We start from the raw sequence: 26,063 nt of genomic DNA on the forward strand, positions 1-26,063 counted from the left end.
CCTGGCCGGGTGCCCGATCTCTCCGCGCCCTCTCCCGCCTCCCGCCCGCCCTTGGGCCCCTCGGCTCCCCGCGCGAGTTCCCGGAAGTCCTGGCATCGGCGCGCGAGCCGACCGGTGACGCTGTGGATGCTCGCTCTGGTCGTGGTGGTGTTCATCCATCAATGGATCCCGCAGGCCCGCTGGCTGATGGTGCACATGGTCACGCTGGGTCTGATCACCACCTCGATCATGGTGTGGGGGCAGCATTTCACCGAGGCGCTGCTGAAGACCCGCCTGGCGGACGAGACCCGTGCCATCCAGGTCGGCCGCATCTGGCTGCTGACCGGCGGTGTCGTCGTGGCGATCCTCGGCATGCTGCCGGGCTGGCCGTGGCTCGTGGTGCTCGGCGCCCTCATCGTGTCCGCGGCGATCGTCTGGTACGCGATCGCCCTCGGCTCACAGGTGCGGGCAGCGATCGCCCCGCGCTTCGCCTTCACCGTCAAGGCCTATATCGCAGCGGCCTGCCTGCTGCCGATCGGCGCGTCGCTGGGCGCGATCCTCGCGTTCAGCCCGCCGGAGCCGTGGCAGGGACGCCTGCTGCTCGCACATCAGGTGCTCAATGTGCTGGGCTTCGTGGGCATCACCGTCACGGGCACGCTGCTGAGCCTGTGGCCGACGATCCTGCGCACCAAGGTCGAGCTGCCGTCGGCCCAGCGAGCAGCCCGCGGGCTGATCGGGATGGTGATCGGCGTGGTCGGCGCGACCGCCGGCGCTCTCACCGGAGCGGTGCTGATCGGCACCGTGTTCCTCGCCGTCTACATCGGCTCGTTCCTGTGGGTCGTCGTGCTGCTGGTGCAGCTGGCCAAGCGGTCGGCGAGCCAGGACCACCGGGTGCCCCTGCCGCTGTTCCCGATCCTGTCGATCTCCGCCGGGATGATCTGGTTCCTGCTCACGCAGCTGCGGATGCTGTCGATGTGGTGGGGGTCCGCGGACGACCAGCTGTCGTCCTCGCTGATGGCCGATGATGCGCAGCAGCTCACGATCGCGCTCGTCGCCGGGTTCCTGCTGCAGGTGCTGCTCGGAGCGATGACGTACCTGCTCCCGGTGAGCATGCGGGGCGGCCCGCGCGCGGTGAAGGCCGCCAGCTCGACCATGAACCGCTTCGCGATCCCGCGCGTGGTCGCCTACAACCTGGTGGTCGCGCTGTTCGTCCTCGCCGACGCCGGGACCGCCGTGAGCGGGGCCCTCTTCTCGGGGCTGACCCTGGGCACGGCGGAGGTCTCCGCCTTCGGCTCGCTCTCGCGGGTGCTGGTGTCGATGCTGGGGTTCGTCGTCCTCGTGACCTTCCTGGTCCTCATGATCCTGGGCGTGAGGGCGAGCGCGAGGGCCCGCGCCGAGGACTCCTCGCTCGGGATGCCGACGATCGGCAGCCCCGGTCCTGCCGCCGGGCCCAGCCTCGCAGCCGGTCCCGGCGCCGCAGCCGGCGATCGGACCATGGGCTCAGCATCCATCGCGACGGACGAATCCATCGCGACGGCCGACGAGCGCCGCGAGGTCCTCGACCGCCGTTCGCTGACCGGAGTGCTCGTCGGCCTGGGCTCGGTCCTCGGCGTCACCGCCGTCGGCTCCGCCCTGGACCGGGCCTACGGGTCCGTCGGGACGTCCACCGCCTCGGGCGATGGAACGGGCGCCTCCTCGAGCTCGGCCGACGTCGCGGCCACGGGCGAGACCACCACGATCGCCGTGAGCATGGCCGACATGCGCTTCAGCCCTGATGCTCTGTCCGTCCCGGCGGGGAACGCCCTGGTCATCGAGCTGACCAATGACGACGCCCACGATGTGCACGACCTCGTCATCGCCAACGGCGCCAGCTCCGGACGTCTCCAACCGGGCGAGTCGACCACCCTCGAGGTCGGCGTGATCGGTCACGACCTCGCTGGCTGGTGCTCGATCGTCGGCCACCGCTCGATGGGCATGACCCTCCAGATCACGGCCGACGGTGCGAGCGGATCCGGGCACGAGCACTCCTCCGGAGGCGCGTCGTCGGCGTCGGACACCGACGACCTCACCCCCGTGACCGCCGATCTCACCCAGCCCGCCGGCTCGAGCCACACCGTCCGCGACGCGGCGCTTCCCGAGTCCGCCGGCGAGGACCAGCGCATCACCCTCGAGATCAGCGAGGCCGCCCTCGAGATCGCCCCCGGTGTGACCCTCGATGCGATGACCTTCGGCGGTGCCGTCGTCGGCCCCGTGATCCGCTCCGAGCTCGGGGCGAGGCTCACCGTGGAGCTCGTCAACAACGGATCCATGGGCCACTCGCTGGACATGCACGCCGGCCGCATCGCCCCCGACGACGTGATGCGCACCATCGCGCCCGGCGAGAGCCTCGAGTATCCGATCACCACCGACCATGCCGGGGTCTGGCTCTACCACTGCTCGACGATGCCGATGTCGGTCCATCTGGCCTCCGGCATGCTCGGGGCGCTCATCGTGCCTCCCGCCGGCCTCGCCGCCGTCGACCGGGAGTACGTGCTCGTGCAGTCCGACCACTACCTCGTGCCCGAGGGCGCCACCGGCTACGACGAGGCGATGCATGAGGGCGCCCACCCTGTGAGCCCCGCGAAGATCGCTGCCGACCGGCCCGACTTCACCGTCTTCAACGGTCATGCGAGCCAGTACGTCGGCGAACCGCTGACGGCGAGGGTGGGAGAGCGGGTCCGGCTGTGGGTGCTGGCCGCCGGCCCTTCCCGGGGGATCTCGTTCCATGTGGTCGGCGGGGTCTTCGACACCGTCTTCGCGGAGGGCGAGTACCTGCTGCGACCCGATGCGGAGACCGGCGGCGGATCGCAGGCGCTGCACCTCGGCGCCGCCCAGGGCGGCTTCGTGGAGCTCGTCTTCGACGAGCCCGGCACCTACACCGCGGTCAACCATTCCTTCTCGGACATGGAGCGCGGAGCGAGGGCGCTGATCACGGTGTCCTGAGCGCATCGACCGGGACGCGCGCCATGTGCCGCGCGGCGATCAGACCGAACACGCTGGCCGGACCGATCGTCGACCCCGGCCCGGGATAGGTGTGCCCCATGACTGCGGCGGAGTTGTTCCCGGCGCTGTAGAGCCCCTCGATGACGCTCCCATCCTCTCGCAGGGCGCGGGCGTGCTCGTCGGTGACGACTCCGCCCTTGGTGCCGAGGTCCCCGATCACCGTCCGGTAGGCGGTGAACGGGCCTTTCTCGATCGGTCCGAGGTTCGGGTTCGGATGCACGGTCGGATCTCCGTAGTAGCGGTCGTAGGCGGAGTCGCCGCGATGGAAGTCCTGATCGCGGCCGCTGCAGGCGAAGCCGTTGAAGCGCTCGACCTCCGCGCGGAGGACGGCAGGGTCCGCGCCGATCCGTTCCGCGAGCTCGGCGATCGTGGGTGCGGTGACCTTGATGCCCTGCTCGGCCATCGCCCGATCGGCCCGCGGATCCGCGGCGAAGGTCAGGAAGTAGCGGTGCAGGTAGCGGCGGTCGAGGATCAGCCAGCAGGGGCCCTCGGCGCCGTCGTGCTCGAGCATGTGGTGGCCGAGGTCCACGTAGGACTCGGACTCATCGGCGAAGCGACGGCCCTCTCGGTCCACCATGATCGAGTACGGCATCGACCGCTCGCCGACGATGAAGGAGGACAGCCCGCCCTCGACCGGCTGGACGGTCGCGCCCCACCAGGAATCCTCCATGTACTCGAGCGCCGCTCCCGCCTCGACGGCCATGTCGATGCCGCCGCCGAGAGCACCGGGAGAGCCGGCGGGGTTCCCCTCGACCCCCTGCAGCTCCAGACGCCGCTCCCGATCGCGATCGAAGCCTCCGGCGGCGAGCATGACGCCGCGCCGCGCCATCACGGAGATCCGCCGGCCGCCGCGCTCGACATCGACGCCGACGACGCGCTCGTCCTTCACGATCAGGCTCCGCGCCGGGGCCTCGAGCCACAGCTCGCCGCCGCCCCGGATCACGACCGCCTCCAGCAGAGCGGCGGCGAGCGCACCACCCATCCCCAGCAGCCGCTTGCCGGTGACGACGCCGCGCAGGGTGCGGCCGACGAGCTGCGCGCCGCGTGCGAAGCCACCCACCGTGGACCATGCGCGGCCCAGGAGATACATGTCGGCGTTCATCATCGGGAAGGGCAGCAGGGCACGGGACTTCGTGCGCCACGGACCGATGCGGCGCGCGTCGAAGGGCTGCAGCTCGATCGAGCGTCCGATCTTCCCGCCCGGCAGCTCCGGATAGCAGTCGGGGTAGTTCTTCGCCCGTGACCAGCGGAATCCATGCTTCTCGGTCGTCATCACATAGTCCTCGACGCCGTCGACGAAGGCCTCCTTGCGAGCCCGGTCCGAGGAGCGTCCCGGTTCCCCGACGGTCGCCTCGAGATAGGCGAGGGCCTCCTCGCGGGAGTCTCCGGCGCCTTCGGGACGCATGAGGGGATTGTCGGGGAGCCAGAGCCCACCGCCGGACATGGCGGTGTTCCCGCCGAAGCGGTCCGTGCTCTCGACGAGCAGGACGGTCAGCCCTTCGTCGACCGCTCCCAGTGCGCAGGTCAGGGCCGCCGCTCCCGACCCCACCACGATGACGTCGTACTCCGTGCCCTCGGAGCCTGTTCCGATTCCGTCCCCGGCCATGGATCCTCCTCGATCGACCTGTGTTCATATTGCGTAACGGACCGTCACGGGAGAAGGGGTCGCGACCGAGCAGCGCCGGATATCCTCGCCGTATGCCAGGACGAGGACGCGGAGCGCCCCGCAGCGAGAGCGCGCGGCAGGCGATCCTGCACGCCACGGCGGCCCAGCTCGACGAGAAGGGCTGGCCGGGCCTGACCGTCGAAGGGATCGCCGCCGCAGCGGGGGTCGGCAAGCCCACCATCTACCGCTGGTGGCGGACGAAGACCGCGCTCGTGGCCGAGGCCATCGCCGAGGGGGTGCTCCTGCAGAGCACCCCGGACGTCTACGACACCGGCGACCTCCGTGCCGATCTGGAGGCATGGCTGGACGCGATGCTGCGCTTCTCGGGAGACAGCGGATCGACCTCCCTGTTCCGCTCGCTGATCGCCGCGGCCGCCGAGGACGACGAGGTCGGACGCCTGCTGGAGCGCACGAACCCTGCACCCGCCTCCCTGTTGGCACGGCTCTCCGTCGCGGCGGAGCGACGCGAGCTGCCTGCCTGGGCGGATCCCGCGGCGATCGCCGACGCGCTCTTCGGCGCCATCGTGCTCAGCACCATGCGCCGCGCACCGCACGACCCCGAGCGTGCCCGTGCTCTCGCGACGTCGGCACTGGGCCCTCAGGGGCAGGCGCAGCCCCCGCAGGGGCAGGCACAGGACCCGCAGGGCAGTGAACGCGACGATGCCAGCGATGACCGTCGCGGCTCGGCCTTCACCGTGCGCCCCCTCTCCCCTGCCGACGCGGCAGCCGTCCAGCACCTCCTCGAGGCCGGAGGCGGCTTCACCGAGCGGATCCGCGGGAGGGCGCCCGCCCCCGGGGATGGCCTCGCCATCCTCACCGACCTGCCGCCGGATGCGGTGCCGGAGGCGAAGCTCGTGCTCGGACTCCTCTCCTCCGGTCCCGATACCGGGCCCGAGGATCTCCTGGGCCTGGTGGACGTCATCCGGGACTGGCCAGAGCCCGGCACCGCCCACATCGGACTGCTGCTGACGCATCAGGACCATCGCGGGCGCGGCCTCGGCCGCCTGCTGCACGAGAGCCTGCTGGCGCAGCTGCGCGCCCTGGGCGGGACCGACCGCCTGCGCATCGGGATCGTCGCCACGAACGCCGAGGCCGCAGCCTCGTTCTGGGAGAGGCTCGGGTATCTCCCGACGGGAGAGGTCCGTCCTTTCGCCGACGGCCCTGTCCGGAGCACGACGACGATCCTCGCTCGCCCGCTCGCACAGCCCCCGCGACCGCCCGAGGCCGTTGCGGAGTCTCCCGACGCCGCTGCGGAGTCTCCCGAGGCCGCTGCGGGACCGTCCGGGGCCGGTCCGGCTCCCCTCGCGGGCATGCACCACCTGGAGCTGTGGACCTCGGATCTGCGGACCGCCGAACCCGCCTGGGACTGGCTGCTGGGCGCCCTCGGCTGGCACAGCGAGGTCGTCCCGGGATGGGACGAGGGGCGGACCTGGCGCCACCGCGACAGCTCGTACATCGTCCTCGAGCAGTCCCCCGACGTCGTCGGCTCCGCAGCGGAGCGACGTCGTCCGGGCATGAACCATGTGGCGCTGCGGCTGTCAGGCGGCGCGGATCCGCAGGACCGGGTGCGCATGCTCGACGAGCTTCGCGCGCTGGCCCCCGAGCATGGCTGGTCGGAGCTGTATGCCGACCGCTATCCGCATGCCGGGGGCGACCGGCAGCTCGCCTGGTGCGCGGAGCGCGCGGAGGGGATCGAGGTCGAGGTCGTCGCGGACTGAGACCTCGCCCGACGGGCTCAGAGCTTGGTGACGGGCGCGTACCGCAGCAGCAGGCGCTTACGGCCGTGGGGGTCTCGGAACTGGACCTCGATCTGCGTCTTCTCGCCGCTGCCTGCCACCTCGGTGACGGTGCCCATGCCGAAGGAGTCGTGCGTGACGCGATCGCCCACGGCGAGCTGCGGCATCGCCGAGGCGGGCGTGGGCTTGCGTCCCGAGCCGAAGCTGCTGGTCCGCTTGACGTCGTTCCTGCCGCCCCCGATCCCGCCCGAGAAGGACGGTCCGCGACGGCTCTCCGAGCGGGAGGATCCACCGAATCCGCCTCCGTAGCCGCCCCCGTGACCGCCCGATCCGAAGCCGACGCCGCTGAGCGTCGATCCGGCGCGCGCGACGTCCACGACCTCTTCGGGGAGCTCCTCGAGGAAGCGGCTCGCGGGCATGAACTGCGGGGCGCCCCTGGTGGCGCGCATCTGCGCCCGCGTCAGGTACAGCTTCTCGCGGGCTCGCGTGATCCCCACGTACGCCAGACGCCGCTCCTCCTCGAGGTCTCCGGGATCGCCCAGCGTGCGCTGATGCGGGAAGGTCCCGTCCTCCATGCCGGTCAGGAACACCACCGGGAACTCGAGGCCCTTGGCGGTGTGCAGGGTCATCAGCGTGACGAACTGGTCCTCCGCCCCGGGGACCTGGTCGGCATCTGCCACCAGGGAGACCTTCTCGAGGAACTGGTCCACGAGGCTCGCCTCCGGGTCGCCCGCCGCATCGAGGGTCGCGCCGCGCACCTCGGTGCCCACGACCGCGGCGGATGCACTCCCGGCACCGGCCTCGTCGGCCTCATCAGCACCGTCCGCGCCGTCCGCGCCGTTGCCGTCGTCGTCCTCCATCTCGCTGGCGACGGCGTCCGCGGCCTCCCGCTGCGCCTCGAACTCGGTGGCGACGCTGATCAGCTCGGCGAGGTTCTCCAGACGGGACTCGTCCTGAGGGTCGTCGCTGCCCTGCAGCTCCGCGTAGTAGCCCGAGCGCTGCAGGACGGCCTCGAGCAGCTCTGCCGGGCCCTCGCCGCTCGCGGCGATCGCCCGCAGGTCATCGATCATCGCGACGAAGCCGCGCACCGAGTTGAGAGAACGGGTGGCGATGCCGGGAGCGTCCTCGGCGCGGCGCAGAGCCTCCCCGAAGGAGATCCGATCGCGTTCGGCGAGCATCGCGATCGCCGCCTCGGCCCTGTCGCCGATGCCGCGCTTGGGCACGTTGAGGATGCGCCGCAGGTTGATCTCGTCGTCGGCGTTGACCAGGACGTGCAGGTAGGCGATCGCGTCCTTGACCTCGCGGCGCTCGTAGAAGCGGGTGCCGCCGACGACCCGATAGGGCAGGCCCACCCTGATCAGCTGATCCTCGAGCGCGCGGGACTGCGCGTTGGCACGGTAGAAGATCGCGATGTCGCCGGCACTGCGTCCGTCGTCGACCAGCGCGTCGATCTGGCGGCCGATGTAGCGTGCCTCCGCCTGCTCATCGTCCGCGACGTACAGCGTGATCTGCTCCCCCTCGCCCTGATCGGTCCACAGGCTCTTGCGGCGCCGTCCCTCGTTGCCCTCGATGAGGGCGTTGGCCGCGCTGAGGATGTTCTGGGTGGAGCGGTAGTTCTGCTCGAGCACGATGGTGCGCGCCGAGGGGAAGTCCTGCTCGAACTCGACGATGTTGCGGATGGTCGCGCCGCGGAAGGCGTAGATCGACTGGTCCGAGTCGCCCACGACGGTGAGGTCCGCGGTCGGGTCATCGCCTGTCAGCTCCCGCACCAGCGCGTACTGCGCGGGGTTGGTGTCCTGGTACTCGTCGACCATCAGGTGGCGGAAGCGCCGGCGATACCCTTCGCGGATCGCCGGGTTCTCGCGCAGCATGGTGACCGTCAGCCCGATGAGGTCGTCGAAGTCCACGGCGTTGGCCTGCCGCAGACGCGCCTGATACGCCGTGTAGATCTGCGAGAGGGTCTTCTCGAAGGGGTTCTTCGCGCTCTCCGCCTGGTCGGCGAAGTCGACGGGGTCGATGAGCTCGTTCTTGAGGGACGAGATCCGCGAGGCGATCATCCGCGGGGCGTGCTTCTTCGTGTCCAGCTGCAGATCCTTGGCGATGGTGGTGATCAGCCTCTGGGAGTCCGCGCTGTCGTAGATGGTGAAGGAGCTCTTCAGTCCTGCGGCCTGCGCGTCGCGCCGCAGGATCCGCACGCAGGCGCTGTGGAAGGTCGACACCCACATGTACCGGGCGGCGGGGCCGACGAGCTCCTCGACCCTCTCCCGCATCTCGGCCGCCGCCTTGTTGGTGAAGGTGATCGCAAGGATCTCGCCCGGCAGCGCCTGCCCGGATCCCAGCAGATGGGCGATGCGCCGGGTGAGCACGCGGGTCTTGCCCGAGCCGGCTCCCGCGACGATCAGCAGCGGGCTCCCGCGGTGCTCGACGGCCTCGCGCTGGGGCGGGTTCAGATCCGCGACGAGCGCGTCGAGATCCGCCGACGACGCATGGGCCGCCGACGGCGCGCGGTCCGCCCAGGACCCGGACGTCGCCGTGGACGCGGCGACGGGCGGTGCGGAGGCGGACGTGGCGGCCGGCGGCTCGGCCGCGAAGGGGGACTCCTCGAAGGGGGGCTCGTCCTCCTCCGGGGGGATCTCGTCGAACACCGGCTCCTGCGGGTCGTACGGGTCGTGCGAGTCGTGCGAGTCGTCCGGGTGGTGCTGATCAGCTTCGCTCGGCGCTCCGCCTCCAGGTGCGGCCGACGCCGCGGACGCGGCCGAGGGCGCGACCTGGACGCCGTCGAGTCGGCGGAAGGCGTCGGGCAGGGAGAGGTCGTCGAAGAGTGAGCTCATGGGGGCACCAGGATAGGCGGGAGGCCCGACCGCTGGGAGCGGACCGGGCCTCGCTGTGGACGATCCGGCGCCGCAGCCGCCCGGACCGGGGACGTCAGACGAAGACGGCGATGATGATGTTGAGGATGATCGCGGTGGGGATCCCGAACCAGATCGGCGCCGGGGTCTCCTCGCCGCGGTTCTTGGCGACGTAGGCGAAGGCGGTCGCGATCAGCGCGACGAGGAACTTGATCCCGAGCTTCATCTGGTTCGCGTCCCCTCCGACCGAGGCGAGGATCATCAGGACCAGCCCGAACACGAGCGCGCCGGCGGTCGCATGGGCCATGCCGGGGCTGGGGCGGCGGGTGCGCGCGGCAGCGACCCACGTGCCGAGCGCGACGGCCCAGCAGATCATGTGGAGGACGACGAAGACGGAGATGAGCGCGGACATGACTCAACGATACGACGCAGTGTCCGAAAAATGGTTCCCAGCTCGCGTGCGAGAATTCACCCCATGCCCCACCACGGCGAGCAGCCCGAGCCCGCGCATCAGTCCGAGCCCGCTTCCCCGCCCGAGCCCGGGCAGGAGTCCGAGCGCACGCAGGAGCGCGAGCGCACGCAGGAGTCCGGGCGCACGCAGGAGTCCGCGCCCGGGGAGCGCGATATCGCCTGGCTCCCGGACGACCTGAGCATCGAGGCCCCTCCTCACGTCGGCCGACGGCGGATCCTCACCTCGCTCGGTTCGCTGATCCTGGTCGCAGCGCTGCTGGGGTTCGTCCTCCCCTGGGCGACGGGCGCGACCTGGCCGGGGATCCTGAGCGCGCTCGCGTCACTGCCCGCCTGGTCGATCCCGACCGTGGCCGTGCTCGGCGCGGTGGCCGTCGCGCTCGAGGCCGTGACCGTGCGCACCGCCGTGCGCGGAGCCCGGTATCCGACGGCGCTCGCCGGGCACTCGGCGTCGAGCGCCCTGTCGCTCGCGATCCCCGGCGGCTCGCTGCTCGGCCCCCTGCTGCTGGGCTGGATGCTCCGCCGTGCAGGCCTCGCGCTGGCTGCGATCATCACCGGCATCCTGACCGCCTCGCTCGTCGAGACGGCCGTCTCCACGGTGGTCGTCCCCGTGATCGGACTGCTCGCGTATGCGCTCGCGGCACCCACCGGAGCCGCCGCCATCGATCTGCCGGGCACCATCTGGGCTGTGGTGATCGCGGTCGCGATGGGCGCGATCGCCCTCCTGCTGGCCTCGCTGCTGCTGCGCCGTCGGCCGCTCACCCGCCTGGTCGAGCAGCTCGGCGGGATACTCCCGCTGCCCGAGACCGAGCGGCCCCTGGTCGATGTGGTCATCGCCGAGCGCGACGCCCTGGTGGAGCGAGTGCGCACCCGCACCGTCGGACTCCTGCTGCCCACCCTGCTCGCGCGCGCGCTGCAGTGCGCGGCACTCGCCCTGGCGATCCGCGCGAGCGGCGCCGAGCTGCCTCTGCTGCTGGTGATCGCGGTCTTCGCCCTCGGCCGCGTGCTGTCCTTGGTGCCGTTGACGCCGGGCGGGGTCGGCATCGCCGAGACGGCAGGAGCGGCCGCACTGGTCGCCCTCGGCATCGGCGCGGACGCAGCGGCATCGGCGGTGCTGCTCGCTGCGATCGCCACCCTGGTCGTGCCGCTGGTGATGGGCGCGGCGGCAGCGATGCCGACCCTCGCTCGCCGGCGCTGATCCCACCCCGACGATCGCACCGGCGTCAGTCGCCGTCGAACTCCGGCGTCGCCTCACCCAGGCGGTGGGAGACCTGTGGGAGGAACCGCACCTCCTGCGGATCTCCTCCCAGGGGGGCTCCTCCGATCAGCGCGCCCTGTGCGCCTCCCGCGAGGTGGGCGATGGACCATACCTGTGCGATGGCCTCATCGCCGCGACCGAGGAATCCGGCGCCTTGATACCCGCCCATGCGCCGACCCTCCGCCCTCTCCCCCGCGACCGCGACGTCGTCGAGATGCCGGGCGCAGCGGCGAAGCCCCGTCACGACCCGCCCGAGCTCGAGATCCTCGTGCTGGGACCACCGCTCCCGGAGCGCATCCCCGCTGTGGCCGGCACCGGCGTCGGCCGCAGAGGCGAGACTGGTGAGGGAGGCCGACAGGCGGAGGCGCAGGAGCGTCACCCTGTCGGCGGCACGCCGCAGAGCGACGGCCTGATGGCGCAGGTCAGAGGTGCTCATCGACATCGGTCCCGTTCCTCCCCCGTTCATCCTAGGGCGTCGGAGACCCCGTTCTCGGAGGTGCCTCCACCGTGCTCGTCGAGCCAGCCGTCCAGCACCTCGAACGCGGTGGCCCGGACGTCGGCGTCGGAGAGGAACACCTCGTGCCGCGCACCGTCGAGTGCGGTGACCTGCACCCTGCGTCCGAGGTGGCGTGCGGCCATGGCGATCGCGTGCACGTCCAGCACGGTGTCCGAGCGGCGCATCGACTCGTGCCATCGCACCCCGATGCGGGTGCGCGCGGAGTGCAGCACGAGGATCGGCAGGAGGAGCGGACCCGCGGCAGCCAGGCGCCGCTGACCATCGAGCACCGCCGCCATCGTGGACGCGGGGAGCGGATGCCCGCGTGCGGGCTTGAGGCCGAGGTCGTAGTCGTACAGCCCGCCGAACTCGCGATGCGTGGCCCTCGCGGCATGGGTCGCCGCCGGGGGGAGGAAGGATCGGTCGCCGGCCCGACGGGCGATGGCGGTCACCGGCCGAGTGAGCAGCCGTCTCGTGGAGGGGCCCAGATGCATCTCGAGCCAGGGGGAGTTCAGCACGAGGCCCCGCACCGCTCCGGGTCTGCGCTGCGCGTACAGCGCGGCGACCAGTCCTCCGGTCGAGTGTCCGATGATGATCGGTGGGCGGTGCCAGCCGATGATGCGCAGCGCCATGTCGATCTCCCGGTCATAGCGGGAGAGATGATCGATGGCCGTGGGCGTCTGCCACGGCATCAGGGAGCGTCCGTGCTTGCGCAGGTCGAGGGCGAACACGTCATGCCCGCGCCGCCCCAGGTGGTCGAGGAGCCCCCGGTCGAGGACATAGTCGGACCAGCCGTGCATGATCAGGACCGGAGCGCGGTCCGACGACGCGCGTGCATCGGAGGCCCTGACCGCGCCGGCAGCGCTGCCGGTACCGGCTGCGTTGCCGGCGCCGACATCACTGCCGGCATCGGCTTCGCGGTGGACGAGCGTGGCCACTACCGGGCCCTCGTCATCGGCTCCGAGATCGAGGTGGTGGACGGTGAAGCCCTCCCCGAAGACGGGGTCCTGGGTCATTCGCCCTCGGCGCTCTCTTTCAGAAGGTCGATGACCTCGCTCCGGTGGTACCGGCGGTGCCCGCCCAGGGTGCGCATGTAGGAGAGCTTCCCCGCCTGAGCCCACCGCGTGACCGTCTTGGGGTCGACATGGAACATCTGGGCCACCTCGGCAGGGGTGAGGAGCTCAGCGCGCTCGTCGCCCTCGGCGGTGCGGTCCGGGGATCCGTTCATGAGCTCAGAAGGCCTTTCGCGTGGTGTGAGGGAGTCGCATCCGCACGGCAGCGGAGGCCGACGATGCATCGCAACAGCGTATCGACGAAGGTCATCGCCTCGGCAAACACTTCTTCCGTTTCAGATCAAAAGATCGGGCGGACAGCGGCGCTCTCCGACTGCGCCCGCAGGGCGCCCATAGCGCACAGCGCTCCTCGATGGGGGGCGCGGACCAGCGGACGTCGTCAATGTCTCGTCGGGCGGTTGGCCCCCGCACATCGAGTGCATGTACTCTTGGGTTCCGAGACATTGCCATCTTCCGGGCCCGTCAGAGCGCCCGCCAGCCGACGCACAGGGGGTCAGATCCATGGGTCGCGGCCGACAGAAAGCCAAGCAGACCAAGGTGGCACGGGACCTGAAGTACTACAGTCCGCCCACCGACCTCTCGGCACTGCAGCGCGAGCTCCAGTCCTCCTCCAAGAGCGATTCCTCCGACGAATGGTCGGATGAGGACAGCGACGACTGGGCCGATGAGGATGCCTCGCACTCCGCGCATCGCCGCTGAGCGCTGACGGCAGGAGTCTCTCCCCGCTCCGCGCATCCGTCGTCGGCTCCGGACCGGTGCCGGAACGCACCGTCGACAGCTCGACGCTCCGCAGCGCGACGGACCGACGAACGACAGGGCCGCCCCTCGGGGCGGCCCTGTCGTGCTCCGGCCATCCCGACGGCGCCGACGGACCAGGCCGCCGACGGCGAGTCGGGCGGCCGACGGACCGAACGGTCACCGCACGCAGCGGACTGATCAGACCCACCCCGGATGCTGGGAGGCCATCAGCACCGCTCCGCCCTCGACGCCCTTCGCGCCGGAGACGATCCGTTCGATCTCGCCGACGGGCGTCGGGAGGGCGTCCCGCTCGACCACCTCGCCGATCGCACGGGACGGCAGTCCGCGCTCCGCGAGCACGGCCAGTGCCGCATCCGCAGAGTCCGGGGACACGACGGCGATCATGCCGATGCCCATGTTCAGGGTGCCCTCGAGATCCAGCTGCGGCACCGAGCCCCACCCCGCCATCGCGGGGAACACGGCGGAGGGCTCCCACCGGGAGCGGTCGATGCGCGCCCCGACCGCCGCGGGGAGGACGCGCGCGAGATTCGCCGCCAGTCCCCCGCCGGTCACGTGGCTGATCGCGTGCACGCCTTCTCCGGTGCGAGCGTCCTCGAGCAGCGCCAGCACATCGGCGGCATAGATCCGGGTGGGCTCCAGGAGCTCCTCTCCGAGGGTGCGACCGAACTCCTCGACATGCTGGTCGAGCCCCCGGCCGGCGGCGGCGATGACGGCGCGCACGAGCGAGTAGCCGTTGGAGTGCAGTCCCGAGGCATCCATGCCGAGCACCACGTCGCCGGGACGCACCCGCTCGGCGCCCAGCAGACGATCAGCCTCGACGACGCCGACGGCTGCACCGGCCACGTCGTAGTCCTCGGGCGCCATGAGGCCCGGATGCTCGGCGGTCTCGCCGCCGACGAGAGCGCAGCCTGCCAGGCGACAGCCCTCGGCGATGCCCCGCACGATGTCGGCGATGCGCTCGGGGACGACGGAGCCGCAGGCGATGTAGTCGGTCATCGCGATCGGCTTCGCGCCGACCACGACGATGTCGTCGACGACCATCCCCACCAGGTCCTGGCCGATGGTGTCGTGCACGTCGAGCGCGCGGGCGATCGCGATCTTGGTGCCCACCCCGTCAGTCGACGAGGCCAGCAGCGGACGGCGGTACTCCTTGAGAGCGCTGACGTCGACCAGACCGGCGAAGGCTCCGATCCCGCCGAGCACCTCGGGACCGTGGGTGGCCGCCACGGCCTCCTTCATCAGGTCCACCGCACGATCGCCGGCCGCGGTGTCCACACCGGCCGAGGCGTAGGTGATCGAGGCACCCTCCGGGGCGCGATCGCTGGTGGTCATGCATCCTCCTTGACGGGGGCGGTGATGGTCTCGGCCGGATCGCCGGTGCCCGCGGTCTCCGCGGCCGCAGGGACTCCGACGGTGCGTGCGACCCGGGGATCGGACTCGGACGCGCGGGCTGCGGGCCGCGCGACGATGCCCTGGGCGCGCATCTCGGGCTCAGGCAGGGACACCGGGTACTCGCCCGTGAAGCAGGCGCTGCACAGGGTCGAGGAGTCCTGGCCGGTGGCGGCCACCATGCCCTCCTGGGAGATGTATCCCAGCGAGTCGGCGCCCAACGACCGGGCGATCTCCTCGATGCCCAGGCCGTTGGCGATCAGCTCCGCCCGCGAGGCGAAGTCGATGCCGTAGAAGCAGGGCCAGCGCACCGGCGGCGAGGAGATCCGGACATGCACCTCTGCGGCACCCGCCTCGCGCAGCATCCGCACCACGGCGCGCTGCGTGTTGCCGCGCACGATCGAGTCGTCGATGACGACCAGGCGCTTGCCCGCGATCACCTCGCGCAGCGGGTTGAGCTTGAGACGGATGCCGAGCTGCCGGATCGTCTGCGAGGGCTGGATGAAGGTCCGGCCGACATAGGCGTTCTTCACCATGCCCTGCCCATAGGGGATGCCGGACTCCTGGGCGTAGCCGATCGCCGCCGGCGTCCCCGACTCCGGGGTGGGGATGACCAGATCCGCCTCGACCGGATGCTCCCGGGCGAGCTGACGCCCCATCTCGATGCGGGACTCGTTCACGCTGCGCCCGGAGATGCGGGTATCAGGGCGGGCGAGGTAGACGTACTCGAACACGCAGCCCTTGGGGCGCGGCTCCATCACCTGCTCGCAGCGCAGTCCCTGCTCGTCGATCACGATCATCTCGCCGGGAGCGACCTCTCGCACGAAGCTCGCACCGCAGATGTCGAGCGCGGCGGTCTCGGAGGCGACCACCCAGCCGCGCTCGAGACGCCCCAGCACCAGCGGACGGATCCCCTGCGGGTCACGGGCGGCGTACAGCGCGCTCTCGTCCATGAGCGTGAAGCAGTAGGCCCCGCGCAGGCGCGGCAGGACGTCCCGCAGCGCATCCTCGAGAGAGCCCTCGGTGTTCAGGAGCGCCGTCACCAGAGCGGTGTCGGTGGTGTTCCCGCGAGCGATCTCCCCGCGCCTGAGCTCTCCGTGGCGCTCCTGCACCAGCTGCACGAGCTCGTCGGTGTTGACCAGGTTGCCGTTGTGCGCGAGAGCCACGGTCCCCTCGGGACGAGGACCCAGTGTCGGCTGGGCGTTCGACCAGATCGACCCGCCCGTCGTCGAGTACCGGGCGTGACCGATCGCGATGTGCCCCTGGAGGGCCTCGAGGGAGGCCTCGTCGAACACCTGGGAGACCAGCCCCATGTCCTTGTAGACGAGGATCTGCGAGCCGTCGGATGTCGCGATGCCCGCGGACTCCTGCCCGCGGTGCTGAAGGGCGTAGAGCCCGTAGTAGGTGAGCTTCGCGACCTCTTCCCCCGGGGCGAAGACGCCGAAGACGCCGCAGGCGTCCTGGGGTCCCTTCTCACCGGGAAGGAGGTCGTGGGAAAGTTTGCCGTCGCCACGTGCCACCGGCTCATCATGCCACAGCATCAGCATCCGGGACCGTGCCGTCCGCGCCCCGACGAGCGGGGTGCGTCACGTCGGCGGGACCCTTCCCGGACCACGGCGGGACTGCGGCGGGACCGCGGGCGGCCCGACCATGAGCGCGACCAGCGAGGACCTGCTCAGCGGGAGCGGCGATGGATCACCATGTCCACGATGCAGGCGATCGTCGCCAGCGGCAGACCGGCCGCGACCATCAGGAACAGCGCCATGTTCACGGCCTCGTTCGCGGCGTCGAGGTCCAGGAGCGGAGAGATCGCCAGGCCCACGATCCCCGGCAGCAGGAGCGCGGCGACCACCCAGGTGATCAGGGTCGGCCGACGACGACGGCGCACGTAGAGCGTCTCCTGGACGATCGGGGCGCCATCCTGCTCGTCAGCAGCCTGCTCGTCGGAGCCCTGCTCATCAGCGCTCGTCGGATCGACAGCGCGCTCGTCGGCGGACGTCGGGTCGACGGCCCGCTCGTCGGCGGACGTCGGGTCGATGGGCTGGTTCTCGTTCACAGCGCTCCTGCGGCATCGACCGCTGCGGCGACGATCGCTGGATCGGTCACGGTGGAGGGGGCATCAGCCTCGACGACGGCACCGGGACGACGTCGTGCGGAGAGATGCACGTCCGTCGCTCCGGTCCGCCGCACCAGCTCGGCGATGTCGGCAGGCCGCACGCCGGCGCCCGCCGTCACCTGGATCAGGTCCTCTCCGGCACGCACCATCGCCGCCAGGTCGTCGGCACCCTCGAGTGCGGTGCGGGCGCCGCCGGAGCTGAGCACACGATGGAAGCCGAGAGCGAGCAGCTGCTCGACCGCGCCGACCCGTGCGGTGCGGTCGGGCATGGCGTCGACGGCACGATGGAAGGCGAGGGTCGCTCCGCGCAGCTCGGTCCGGGCGGCGTCCAGCGCGGCATCCCGCATGGCCTCCAGCGCAGGCAGATCGAGACCTCCCGCTGGCGTGAGAGCGCCGAGGACGACGCCGGAGGCTCCCGCGGCGATGGCCTCCCCGGCCTGGCGAGCCATCAGCTCGATCTCGTCGGCGTCGAAGACGAACTCCTCGGGACGACCCAGGAAGTCGTCGGACCCTGCCCGGCAGCGGATCAGCGCATGCACATCGAAATGGGGGCGGGCATCGCCCGCCGCGACCAGCTCGCGGGCACGTCGGGCGCAGTCCTCGACGAGCTCCGCGGGCGGGGTCGCCCCGCCCCGAGCGAGGTCGGAGCACAGCTCGACGCGGTCGGCACCGCCGACGGCGGCGACCTCCAGACCTGCCAGGTCCTCCACAGCGATCTCCACGGCGATGCTCACGCCTCGGGCTCCTTCTGCTGGTCGTGCTCTTCGTGCTGGTCGCGCTGGTCGTGCGGTTCCGGGGCCCGCTCCTCCGACCGGGTCGGGTCCGGGCCCGCTGCTCCCGCCTGCCCCGGATCCCCTGCGGACACAGCCTGTCCATCGTCCCCGCGGCGCCTGAGAGCATCCCGGACGATCCGGCGCGGGCCGGGCAGCGGAAGCGCCTCCTCGAGGTCGCTGCGCTCCCCGCTGGCGCGCACCCGCCCCGAGGAGACGGCCTGGGACCAGGGCAGGGAACCGGTCACGAGCTCCAGCCAGGTGCCGGCATCGGTCTCGACGACGGCGGGAGGGGTGCCGCGCGTGTGACGGACGCCGCTGATCGCCTGCACCGCGGCGAACGGCGGCACACGCAGCTCCACCGCGCCGCCGGGGAACTCCTCGGCGAACAGCTCGAGGGTGTGGCGCACCGCCGGGGCGAGGACCGTGCGGCGCGCGCTCGCCGGATCCTCGGCCCAGCTCAGGAGCGCGGCGCGCCCCTCCTCCGGATCGGTGCGGCGGGGCATCGGATCAGTCGTCGGCGCCCGGAAGCAGCGAGTGCACCTCGATGGTGTCCTCGCGATCCGGGCCGACGCCGATGGCGCTGATGCGGCAGCCGGCGAGCTCCTCGAGACGGCGCACGTAGTTGCGCGCGTTCTCCGGGAGGTCGTCGACGGTGCGGCACTGCGAGAGGTCCTCGGTCCACCCGGGGAGGGTCTCGAACACCGGCCTCGCATGGTGGAACTCGGTCTGCGTCATCGGCATCTCCCGATGCAGGACGCCGTCGACGTCGTAGGCGGTGCAGATCGGCACCTCCTCGATGCCGGTGAGGACGTCGAGCTTCGTCAGCACCAGATCGGTGAAGCCGTTGACGCGCACCGCGTGGCGGATCATCAGCGCGTCGTACCAGCCGCAGCGGCGAGGGCGACCCGTGTTCACTCCCACCTCGTGGCCTGTGGTCTGCAGGTGCTCGCCCCACTTGTCGAACAGCTCGGTGGGGAACGGGCCCGCGCCGACGCGGGTCGTGTACGCCTTGACGATGCCGATCACGCGATCGATGCGGGTGGGGCCGATGCCGGACCCTGTGCAGGCGCCACCCGCGGTCGGGTTCGAGCTGGTCACGAACGGGTATGTGCCGTGGTCGACATCCAGATAGGTCGCCTGGCCGCCCTCCATCAGCACCACCTCGTCGCGATCGAGGGCGGAGTTGAGCAGCTCGACGGTGTCCACCACCATCGGACGCAGGCGCTCGGCGTAGGCCAGCAGGCCGTCGGAGATCTCGTCGGCATCGATGTCGCGCCGGTTGTAGATCTTCACGAGCAGCTGGTTCTTCTGGCGCAGCGACGCCTCGACCTTCTGGCGCAGGATCGACTCGTCGAACAGGTCCTGCACGCGGATGCCGAGCCGGCCGACCTTGTCCATGTAGGCCGGGCCGATGCCGCGGCCCGTGGTCCCGATCGCACGCTTGCCCAGGAAGCGCTCGGTGACCTTGTCCATCGTCTGGTGGTACGGAGCGACGACATGCGCGTTCGCGCTGATCCGCAGCCGGGAGGTGTCCACCCCGCGACTCTCGAGGGTGGCGATCTCCTCGAAGAGAGCGTCGAGGTTCACCACCACGCCGTTGCCGATGACAGGGGTGACACGGGGCGAGAGGATGCCGGCGGGAAGGAGCTTGAGCTCGAACTTCTCGCCATGGACCACGACGGTGTGCCCGGCGTTGTTGCCGCCGTTGGGCTTGACGACATAGTCGACGTGCTCTCCGAGCAGGTCGGTGGCTTTCCCCTTGCCCTCGTCTCCCCACTGGGCTCCGACGATCACGACGGCGGGCATGGCGACTCCTGGGCAGGTCTGCTTGAGGACCAGGGGATCGTACCAAGCCGGGCACGACGCCCGAGGCGGGGACGCCCGGGCGTGGGGAGAGTCTCTCTGACACGCCCGGGCGTCCCCGCAGCCGAGACGCTCATGCCGACCGCTCGCGCGGAGCACCGAGCACGGGAAGGAGCCGATCAGCGAAGCCGATCAGCGGAGCCGATCAGGAGAGCAGGCTCGGATCTGCCTCGCGGCGGAAGTCCTGGATGCGCTCGGCCTCGGCGTCGTCGCCGATGCGACGGGATGCCTCGCCCAGCATCGCCAGTGCTCGCAGGAACCCCCGGTTCGGGGCATGGGAGGCGGGGATCGGCCCCTGGCCGCGCCAACCGGCGCGCCGCAGCGCGTCGAGCCCGCGGTGATAGCCGGTGCGCGCGAAGGCGTAGGCCACGACGTCATCGCCGTCGGCGAGAGCCTCCTGCGCGCAGCTCGCCCATGCGAGCGGCGAGTCAGGATGGCGCCGGGCGACGTCGACCGGATCGTCGCCGTCGGAGATCAGCTGGGAGACCTCCACATCGACGAAGTCGTCGGGAAGACGGGTCTCAGGAATGCCGAGGAGGTTCGCCCCGAGGGCGCTGTCGGTACGATCAACCATGCAAGCATCGTAGGCACTGACGCCCAGATGGCCCTTCACACCTGGTAGAAACACCCACATGTCACGTACGCAGGACGGCTCGGAGCTTCTCACCGGGCCCGGCGCGGGGGGTCTGCTCCGCTCGGCCGTCAGCAACTCCGGTGGAGTGCTGCACAGCTGGCAGCTGGACCATGTCGACCATCGCCCCGGTCGCAGCACCAAGGCGCTGTACCGCACGATGGTCTCCTGGCCCGAGCTCGACGGCCCGCAGGCGCCCGCGCGCGAGGAGCTCTTCGGTGCCAGCGCGCACATCGGCGAGAGAGAGAAGGATCTCTACGTCGCCGAGCAGACGCTCGTGATGACCGACGGGGACATCAACGTGCGCGTCTGGCGCTACCCCCACGACCCGTGGCTGCCGATGCTCCCGCACGTCTGCTACCCCGACGTCGTCGGCCGGACCCTGCATGACCTGGGCGTGAACCTGGGCCCGGACCCGTCAGCACCGATCGCGATCGACGTCGTCTCCTACCGACCGGGCCGGCGCGCCGTCCTGCGCGCGAGCCAGGGGCCGGTCGGCGTGTTCCTCAAGGTGATGCAGCCCCACCGCAGCGGGGAGATCGTCGAGCGGCATCAGCACCTGCTGTCAGCGGGCGTTCCGGTGCCGGAGGTTCTCGCCCACCATGACGGTCTGGTGGTCCTCAAGGAGCTGCCGGGCCGCCCCCTCGCGCGGGCCGTGGTCGACGAGGGCGTCGCCGCCTGCAGCGGGCAGGATCTGGTGGCGCTGCTGGATCGCCTCCCCGCATCGATGTACTCGCTGCCGCTCCGTCCCCCGTGGACGGATTCGGTGGAGTTCTACGCGGGGATCGTGGCCTCGTCGCTGCCCTCGCTCGGACCGCGGCTGGATGCGCTCGTGCGCTCGATCCGGGAAGGGCTCGCCGCGGTCGACCAGCGGATGGACACCCAGGCGCACGACGTCGTCCACGGCGACTTCTACGAGGCGCAGGTCTTCGTCGACGGCGGCAGGGTGGTGGGCCTGCTGGACATCGACACGGTGGGTCCGGGCAGGCGGGCCGACGATCTCGCCTGCCTGCTCGCGCATCTCAGCGTCCTGGCCGACTACGGGAACACCGGACGCATCGACCGCGCGATGCAGCAGAGGGTCGAGGGAGCCATCGGGTCCTGGCACCAGGTGTTCGTCGACCGCGTGGATCCGACGGAGCTCGCGCTGCGCTCAGCAGGCGTCGTGCTCTCCCTGGCCACCGGTCCGCACCGGCAGCAGGAGGCCTCCTGGGAGGCGGCCACCGAGGCCATCGTGAGGGTCGCCGAGGAGTGGGTGGAGCGTGCTCGCGCCGCCGAGTCCGCTCGCCGTGCGGCGCGCGACGGGACGGTCGCTCCGACCTCTCCCGCGCCGGGGTCCGCTGCCACTCCCACCGCCTCGGCGTCGGCTCAGCCCACCGCCCCACCGCAGCCCACCGCCCCGCCGCAGCCCACCGCTCCGGCGCCCGGATCCGGACCGCCCCCTCAGAGCGCTCCTCCGTTCCCGGCCCAGGGAGGGCAGCCCCAGGGCAGGCATCCCCGGGGAGAGCAGCCCCAGGGCGGGCACCCTCAGCCGGACCGCAGCCCTCGCGCCGAGACTCGCCTCCCTCCGGAGCCGCCGACGATCCCGCTGCCCGCGCTCGATGCCGGGGCTGACCGCGCCGCGCACCAGCGCACCGCACCGTCGGAGGGCGCGACGGCAGGCGGTGCGGCGGCAGGGGGTGCACGGCCTGCCGCGGGTCCGTCGGGCGGAGCCCCGGCCCCTCCGAGCGCGCGTCCCTCCCGCGGCTCCGGCGACGACTCCCCCACCCAGGAGCGCAGGATCGGCTCGATCCCGCTGCAGTGAGCCCTGCCTGCGGCGAGGACCGCACTCGCCGTGCACATAACATCGAGTCATGCGTGCAGTACTGCAGAGAGTCGACGGCGCGAGCGTCGAGGTCGACGGCACCCGGGTCGGTGCGGTCAGCGGAGAGGGTCTGCTGGCGCTGATCGGCGTCACCCATGAGGACGGACCCGAGCAGGTCTCCATCATCGCCCGCAAGATCTGCGAGCTGCGGATCCTCGAGGGCGAACGCTCCGTGCTCGAGGCCGGCGCCCAGGTCCTGGTGGTCTCCCAGTTCACCCTCTACGCCGACGTGCGGAAGGGGCGCCGCCCCTCCTGGAGCCGCGCCGCCCCTGGCCCCGTCGCCGAACCGCTCGTCGATCAGGTCGTCGACGCGATCAGAGCGCGGGGCGTCCAGGCGGAGACCGGTGAGTTCGGCGCGCACATGCGCGTGAGCCTGGTCAACGACGGTCCGATGACGATCCTCGTCGAGGCCTGACCGGACTCCTCGTCGACATCCTGGTCGGAAGCCGGATCCCGGATCCGGCCAGGGCCCGGTCGTCTGCGCACTCAGGCTCGTCGTGTGCCTGCGCCCCGCAGCAGGCGCCCGAGGTCCTCGACGCTCGGGGCGACGGGCCCCTCATAGGAGCGCTCGGCATCGCCGCCGTAACCCCAGCCCACGAGCACGGTCGGGAGCCCGTTGGCCGCCGCTCCGTGCACATCGTGCAGGCGATCGCCGACCATCACCGCCCTGGTCTGCCCGAGCCGCTCGAGGACGCTCGCGATCACCGCGGCCTTGTCCCGGCGGCCGACGACGAGATCGGTGCCCCCGATCAGCGCGAGGTCGTCGGCGATGCCGAGGTGGGCGAGCAGCAGCTCCGCCGTCGTCTCGGCCTTGTTGGTGGCCACCGCCACCGTGCGGCCATCGGACGCGAGATCGCGGATGAGCTCCGGCATCCCCGGATAGACGACGGAGGATCTGAAGCCTCCGCCGACGTAGTGCTCGACATAGGCTCGCCGCATCGCCTCCGAGCGCTCGGAGGTCATCCCCAGCACCTCCTCGAAGGACTCCGTCAGCGGCGGGCCGAGGAAGGTCCTCAGCACCTCGTCCGTCGGCCGCTGCTCTCCGCAGGCGGCGAAGGCGCGGTCGAGGCTGGCGAGGATCCCCGGCGAGGAGTCGACGAGGGTCCCGTCGAGATCCAGCAGGACGACGGGGGCATCGAGAGGGGCTTCGAGATCATGGGCGGGGCGGGGAGGCGTCTCGGTGGTCACGTCGGGATCGTAGCGGCCGCTCTCACGTACGCTGGGGGCATGACCTACACACTCGTGCTGCTCCGCCATGGCGAGAGCGAATGGAACGCGAAGAACCTCTTCACCGGCTGGGTCGACGTGGCCCTGACCGAGAAGGGCAAGGAGGAGGCCACCGGCGGCGGCGTCCTGCTCAAGGAGGCCGGGATCCTCCCCGACGTCGTGCACACCTCGCTGCAGCGGCGCGCCATCATGACCGCCAACCTGGCCCTCGATGCCGCCGATCGCCACTGGATCCCCGTCAAGCGCGACTGGCGGCTGAACGAGCGCCACTACGGCGCCCTCCAGGGCATGAACAAGACCGAGATCCGCGACAAGTACGGCGACGAGCAGTTCATGGCCTGGCGCCGCTCCTACGACACGCCGCCGCCGGAGATCGAGTTCGGCACCGAGTTCAGCCAGGACCAGGACCCGCAGTATGCGGGCCTCGGCGACCAGCTTCCGAAGTCGGAGTGCCTCAAGGACGTCGTGGCCCGCTTCCTCCCCTACTGGGAGGAGGGCATCAAGCCCGACCTGGTCGCGGGCAGGACCGTCCTGATCGCTGCTCATGGGAACTCGCTGCGCGCGCTCGTGAAGTACCTCGACGGCATCTCCGACGAAGAGATCTCGGGGCTCAACATCCCCACCGGCCAGCCGCTGGTGTACGAGCTCGACGAGGACTTCCGCCCCCTCGAGAAGGGCGGCCGCTATCTCGACCCGGTCGCTGCGAAGGCCGCTGCCGAGGCCGTCGCCAACCAGGGCAAGTGATCCGCTGAGCGCTCCGCCGCTCGCCACAGGTGGCCCCCGGTCCGCTCGGACCGGGGGCCACCGTCGTCCGCAGGACCGATCACCCGATAGCGTGGCGTCATGCCTCCGATCCCGCCCGACGTCCCCGCCCCGTCCGCCGCCGGGGCCCCCGACGGCGGCGCTCCCCTCCGCTCCTCCGGCCCAGTGGCCGCGGCCCCGCCCCCGATCGTGGTGCGGGCCGAGCGCGAGCTGAGCATCACGGAGGTGCGGGAGCTCCTCGCCGAGGACTCCCGGTCCGAGCGGCAGGAGCGACTCGGCCGTCTCGGGATCGTCGGTCCTGATGCCGAGGAGCTGATCCCGCTGGCCGAGGCGGCCGCCGAGGATCCCGAGCTCCTCGAGGAGATCACCGGGATCGCGAACCGCCTGCGATCCGCGGCCGGGCTGCACGCGACAGCGCTGGACCTCGAGGCGCACAAGGCGCACCATGACGCGCTCCAGAGGCGGCTGACGCCCGGAGAGGGCCTGATCCCCGTCCTCGCCCTCACGGTCTCGACCGACACCGTCCGGGCCTGGCATGCTGCTCGTGGGCTCGCGCCCGAGCAGTCCGAGCACGTCCTCTCGGACCTCGGCCAGCAGATGCGGGTGCATCGCGCGGGGACGGGCCTGCTGGGCCTCCACCAGCTGAACTGGGTCAGCGTCAACTGGGCGGGGAGGCTGGTCCATCTGGGCCGCCTGCAGTTCGACCTGCACCGGCGCAGGACCTCCCGCCTCGAGCACGGACTTGCAGCGACCCGGTCCGACGAGCCCGAGCGCTGGGTCGTCGGCACGCACATCCCCGCGACCGGACCGCTCGACCCCACGCAGGTGGACGCGTCCTTCGATGCCGCGACCGCCTACTTCGGCGAGCACTATGCGGATCTGGACGACGGCCGCGGCGCGCAGGAGCCGCGGATCGGGCACGAGTTCGTCTGCGACTCGTGGCTCCTGAGCGATCAGCTCGCGGAGATCACCGGTGAGGGCTCCAACCTCGCCCGCTTCGCGGCGCGCTGGGATCTCCTCGACCGCGCCCGGATGGATGACGGGGCCCTGTTCTTCGTGTTCGGGCAGCGCCCGCCCGCCGACGTCGCCGCGCTGCCCCGTCGCACCCGACTCGAGCAGGGCGTGGCCGATCGTCTCGCCGACGGTCGAGGGTGGACGGGCGGCACCGGTCGGCTGCTGCGCTGAGCGTCAGCTCCTGAGAGCGTCCCCCGGGAGCTCGTCTCGCGGGAGCTCTTCCGTCGGGAGCTTCTCCGTCAGGTGCTCGCCCGTCGGGTGCTCGTCCCGGGGGAACTGCGCGACCACCCAGTCGAAGGCGGCCACGAGGTCGGTCCCCTGACGCATCGAGATGGCGAAGGCGCTGCGCGCGAGACCGAAGGCCACCTGGACCATGATCACGGCACGGTCGTGTGCGCGATCCCCCTCGATAGCCTCGGCGAGCGTCTCGATCAGCTCCGCCTGCATGGCCTGGAGGTTGCCGGTGGACATCAGCTGGAGCGTCGGCTCCCTCGCCATGACCTGCTTCTTCAGCTCGCGGAGTCCCGTGTCGACAGGAGCGTTCGAGATCGCTTCCCGGATCGTGGCGCGCAGGGCGTCGCGGGGCGGGAGCAGAACCAGATGGCCCTGCAGGGTCGCCACGGTGCGCGACGCCTCGTCCCCCACCACGCCGAGGATCGCCGCCTCCTTGGTGGACCAGTGGTTGAAGAAGGTGCGCGTGGACACGCCCGCACGGCGCGCGATCATCTGGACCGTGACGCCCGCCAGACCGTTCTCCGCGACCAGCTCCAGGGCCGCGCGATGCATCGCAACCCTGGTCAGCAGCTTCTTCTGCTCCCTCAGCCCCATCTCCTCAGGAGCCGGGACGCGGTCAGGGGCGCTGGTATCGGTCACGACGCCATCGTAGGTCGGGCGAGGGGAGGCCTGATCCCGGAAGGTCCGCCATCTCACAAATCCTGCATCGAGTGCAATAGTGCAGTGAGTGCACTTGTTGGCTAGCATGTCTCGGTCGACGCCCGAGGACGTGCCGAGGCCATCGGGCGCGCCGGAGCGCGCCCCATCCGAATGTCCGTCCAACTCTCCCCGAGGTACTCGTGAGCACACCACACCCATCGGCGT

At 71.3% G+C, this 26,063-nt stretch carries 23 protein-coding genes; 8 read left to right on the forward strand and 15 right to left on the reverse strand.

The genetic code is table 11. The features are described from left to right. Positions 1 to 9: 9 nt before the first annotated feature. Complete coding sequence (locus tag ACZ5AJ_RS09840; RefSeq protein ID WP_464133562.1) at positions 10 to 2,961, forward strand: cupredoxin domain-containing protein; 2,952 nt, start codon at positions 10 to 12, stop codon at positions 2,959 to 2,961. Here the strand turns inward: ACZ5AJ_RS09840 and ACZ5AJ_RS09845 are convergent. Beyond that, the gene (locus tag ACZ5AJ_RS09845; RefSeq protein WP_464133565.1) at positions 2,948 to 4,627 is read right to left on the reverse strand and encodes an FAD-binding protein; all 1,680 of its coding nucleotides are present in this window, start codon (positions 4,625 to 4,627) and stop codon (positions 2,948 to 2,950) included. The genes ACZ5AJ_RS09840 and ACZ5AJ_RS09845 overlap by 14 nt on opposite strands. A 92-nt stretch (positions 4,628 to 4,719) precedes the next feature. Between ACZ5AJ_RS09845 and ACZ5AJ_RS09850 the strand changes: the two genes are divergently transcribed. Continuing rightward, a complete protein-coding gene (locus ACZ5AJ_RS09850) occupies positions 4,720 to 6,405 on the forward strand; it encodes a GNAT family N-acetyltransferase (RefSeq protein ID WP_464133570.1) in 1,686 nt (561 codons plus the stop codon). Between the two features lie 17 nt (positions 6,406 to 6,422). Here ACZ5AJ_RS09850 and ACZ5AJ_RS09855 read toward each other — a convergent pair whose 3' ends face one another. Both ACZ5AJ_RS09855 and ACZ5AJ_RS09860 read right to left on the reverse strand, forming a co-directional pair. Further along, positions 6,423 to 9,254, reverse strand: coding sequence for a UvrD-helicase domain-containing protein (locus ACZ5AJ_RS09855; protein WP_464133572.1), 2,832 nt, complete (start codon positions 9,252 to 9,254; stop codon positions 6,423 to 6,425). 94 nt (positions 9,255 to 9,348) lie between these two features. Then, positions 9,349 to 9,684, reverse strand: a complete 336-nt coding sequence (locus tag ACZ5AJ_RS09860) for a hypothetical protein (RefSeq protein ID WP_464133575.1) — start codon at positions 9,682 to 9,684, stop codon at positions 9,349 to 9,351. 63 nt (positions 9,685 to 9,747) lie between these two features. Here ACZ5AJ_RS09860 and ACZ5AJ_RS09865 point away from each other — a divergent pair, with 63 nt between their 5' ends. Continuing rightward, a complete protein-coding gene (locus tag ACZ5AJ_RS09865) occupies positions 9,748 to 10,938 on the forward strand; it encodes a flippase-like domain-containing protein (protein ID WP_464133577.1) in 1,191 nt (396 codons plus the stop codon). Positions 10,939 to 10,963: 25 nt separating this feature from the next. Here ACZ5AJ_RS09865 and ACZ5AJ_RS09870 read toward each other — a convergent pair whose 3' ends face one another. Genes ACZ5AJ_RS09870 through ACZ5AJ_RS09880 form a run of 3 tightly spaced genes read right to left on the reverse strand, consistent with a single transcriptional unit; the run spans position 10,964 to position 12,722 of the window. Continuing rightward, positions 10,964 to 11,434 (reverse strand): hypothetical protein, encoded by a 471-nt coding sequence (locus ACZ5AJ_RS09870; RefSeq protein ID WP_464133579.1) that lies wholly within the window; start codon positions 11,432 to 11,434, stop codon positions 10,964 to 10,966. Positions 11,435 to 11,460: 26 nt separating this feature from the next. Next, entirely contained in the window at positions 11,461 to 12,510 is a 1,050-nt protein-coding gene (locus ACZ5AJ_RS09875; RefSeq protein ID WP_464133582.1) for an alpha/beta hydrolase, read from the reverse strand. Continuing rightward, positions 12,507 to 12,722 (reverse strand): BldC family transcriptional regulator, encoded by a 216-nt coding sequence (locus ACZ5AJ_RS09880; RefSeq protein WP_464133585.1) that lies wholly within the window; start codon positions 12,720 to 12,722, stop codon positions 12,507 to 12,509. Before ACZ5AJ_RS09880 ends, ACZ5AJ_RS09875 begins: the two co-directional genes overlap by 4 nt. Before the next feature lie 346 nt (positions 12,723 to 13,068). Here ACZ5AJ_RS09880 and ACZ5AJ_RS09885 point away from each other — a divergent pair, with 346 nt between their 5' ends. Then, the gene (locus ACZ5AJ_RS09885) at positions 13,069 to 13,266 is read left to right on the forward strand and encodes a DUF3073 domain-containing protein (RefSeq protein ID WP_464133587.1); all 198 of its coding nucleotides are present in this window, start codon (positions 13,069 to 13,071) and stop codon (positions 13,264 to 13,266) included. Between the two features lie 237 nt (positions 13,267 to 13,503). On the opposite strand, the gene purM is transcribed toward ACZ5AJ_RS09885, so the two are convergent. The 7 genes from purM to ACZ5AJ_RS09920 form a co-directional block, all read right to left on the reverse strand. Continuing rightward, positions 13,504 to 14,658 (reverse strand): phosphoribosylformylglycinamidine cyclo-ligase, encoded by a 1,155-nt coding sequence (purM, locus tag ACZ5AJ_RS09890; RefSeq protein WP_464133591.1) that lies wholly within the window; start codon positions 14,656 to 14,658, stop codon positions 13,504 to 13,506. Then, positions 14,655 to 16,235: an amidophosphoribosyltransferase gene (gene purF, locus ACZ5AJ_RS09895; protein WP_464133594.1), complete on the reverse strand. Its 1,581-nt coding sequence runs from the start codon at positions 16,233 to 16,235 to the stop codon at positions 14,655 to 14,657. Before purF ends, purM begins: the two co-directional genes overlap by 4 nt. Positions 16,236 to 16,390: 155 nt before the next feature. Continuing rightward, on the reverse strand, positions 16,391 to 16,771 hold the full coding sequence (locus ACZ5AJ_RS09900) for a hypothetical protein (protein ID WP_464133598.1): 381 nt from the start codon (positions 16,769 to 16,771) through the stop codon (positions 16,391 to 16,393). After that, a complete protein-coding gene (locus ACZ5AJ_RS09905) occupies positions 16,768 to 17,565 on the reverse strand; it encodes a copper homeostasis protein CutC (protein WP_464133601.1) in 798 nt (265 codons plus the stop codon). The genes ACZ5AJ_RS09900 and ACZ5AJ_RS09905 overlap by 4 nt, the downstream gene beginning before the upstream one ends. Then, positions 17,562 to 18,107 (reverse strand): sterol carrier family protein, encoded by a 546-nt coding sequence (locus ACZ5AJ_RS09910; RefSeq protein ID WP_464133603.1) that lies wholly within the window; start codon positions 18,105 to 18,107, stop codon positions 17,562 to 17,564. Before ACZ5AJ_RS09910 ends, ACZ5AJ_RS09905 begins: the two co-directional genes overlap by 4 nt. A gap of 4 nt (positions 18,108 to 18,111) precedes the next feature. Further along, positions 18,112 to 19,410: an adenylosuccinate synthase gene (locus ACZ5AJ_RS09915; protein ID WP_464133606.1), complete on the reverse strand. Its 1,299-nt coding sequence runs from the start codon at positions 19,408 to 19,410 to the stop codon at positions 18,112 to 18,114. A 202-nt stretch (positions 19,411 to 19,612) separates the two neighbouring features. Next, complete coding sequence (locus ACZ5AJ_RS09920; protein ID WP_464133609.1) at positions 19,613 to 20,041, reverse strand: DUF3151 domain-containing protein; 429 nt, start codon at positions 20,039 to 20,041, stop codon at positions 19,613 to 19,615. A gap of 58 nt (positions 20,042 to 20,099) precedes the next feature. Here ACZ5AJ_RS09920 and ACZ5AJ_RS09925 point away from each other — a divergent pair, with 58 nt between their 5' ends. After that, entirely contained in the window at positions 20,100 to 21,902 is a 1,803-nt protein-coding gene (locus ACZ5AJ_RS09925) for a phosphotransferase (protein ID WP_464133613.1), read from the forward strand. Between the two features lie 49 nt (positions 21,903 to 21,951). Further along, a complete protein-coding gene (gene dtd / locus ACZ5AJ_RS09930) occupies positions 21,952 to 22,377 on the forward strand; it encodes a D-aminoacyl-tRNA deacylase (protein WP_464133617.1) in 426 nt (141 codons plus the stop codon). Positions 22,378 to 22,448: 71 nt separating this feature from the next. On the opposite strand, the gene ACZ5AJ_RS09935 is transcribed toward dtd, so the two are convergent. Continuing rightward, the gene (locus tag ACZ5AJ_RS09935) at positions 22,449 to 23,150 is read right to left on the reverse strand and encodes an HAD-IA family hydrolase (protein WP_464133620.1); all 702 of its coding nucleotides are present in this window, start codon (positions 23,148 to 23,150) and stop codon (positions 22,449 to 22,451) included. 39 nt (positions 23,151 to 23,189) lie between these two features. Here ACZ5AJ_RS09935 and ACZ5AJ_RS09940 point away from each other — a divergent pair, with 39 nt between their 5' ends. Together ACZ5AJ_RS09940 and ACZ5AJ_RS09945 are read left to right on the forward strand one after the other, a co-directional pair. Next, complete coding sequence (locus ACZ5AJ_RS09940; protein WP_464133624.1) at positions 23,190 to 23,933, forward strand: phosphoglyceromutase; 744 nt, start codon at positions 23,190 to 23,192, stop codon at positions 23,931 to 23,933. 99 nt (positions 23,934 to 24,032) lie between these two features. Continuing rightward, on the forward strand, positions 24,033 to 25,136 hold the full coding sequence (locus ACZ5AJ_RS09945; RefSeq protein ID WP_464133626.1) for an acyltransferase domain-containing protein: 1,104 nt from the start codon (positions 24,033 to 24,035) through the stop codon (positions 25,134 to 25,136). 3 nt (positions 25,137 to 25,139) lie between these two features. Here the strand turns inward: ACZ5AJ_RS09945 and ACZ5AJ_RS09950 are convergent, their stop codons facing one another. Then, the gene (locus tag ACZ5AJ_RS09950) at positions 25,140 to 25,838 is read right to left on the reverse strand and encodes a TetR/AcrR family transcriptional regulator (RefSeq protein WP_464133629.1); all 699 of its coding nucleotides are present in this window, start codon (positions 25,836 to 25,838) and stop codon (positions 25,140 to 25,142) included. Between the last annotated feature and the right edge of the window lie 225 nt (positions 25,839 to 26,063).

It is taken from the genome of Brachybacterium zhongshanense (assembly GCF_055385755.1).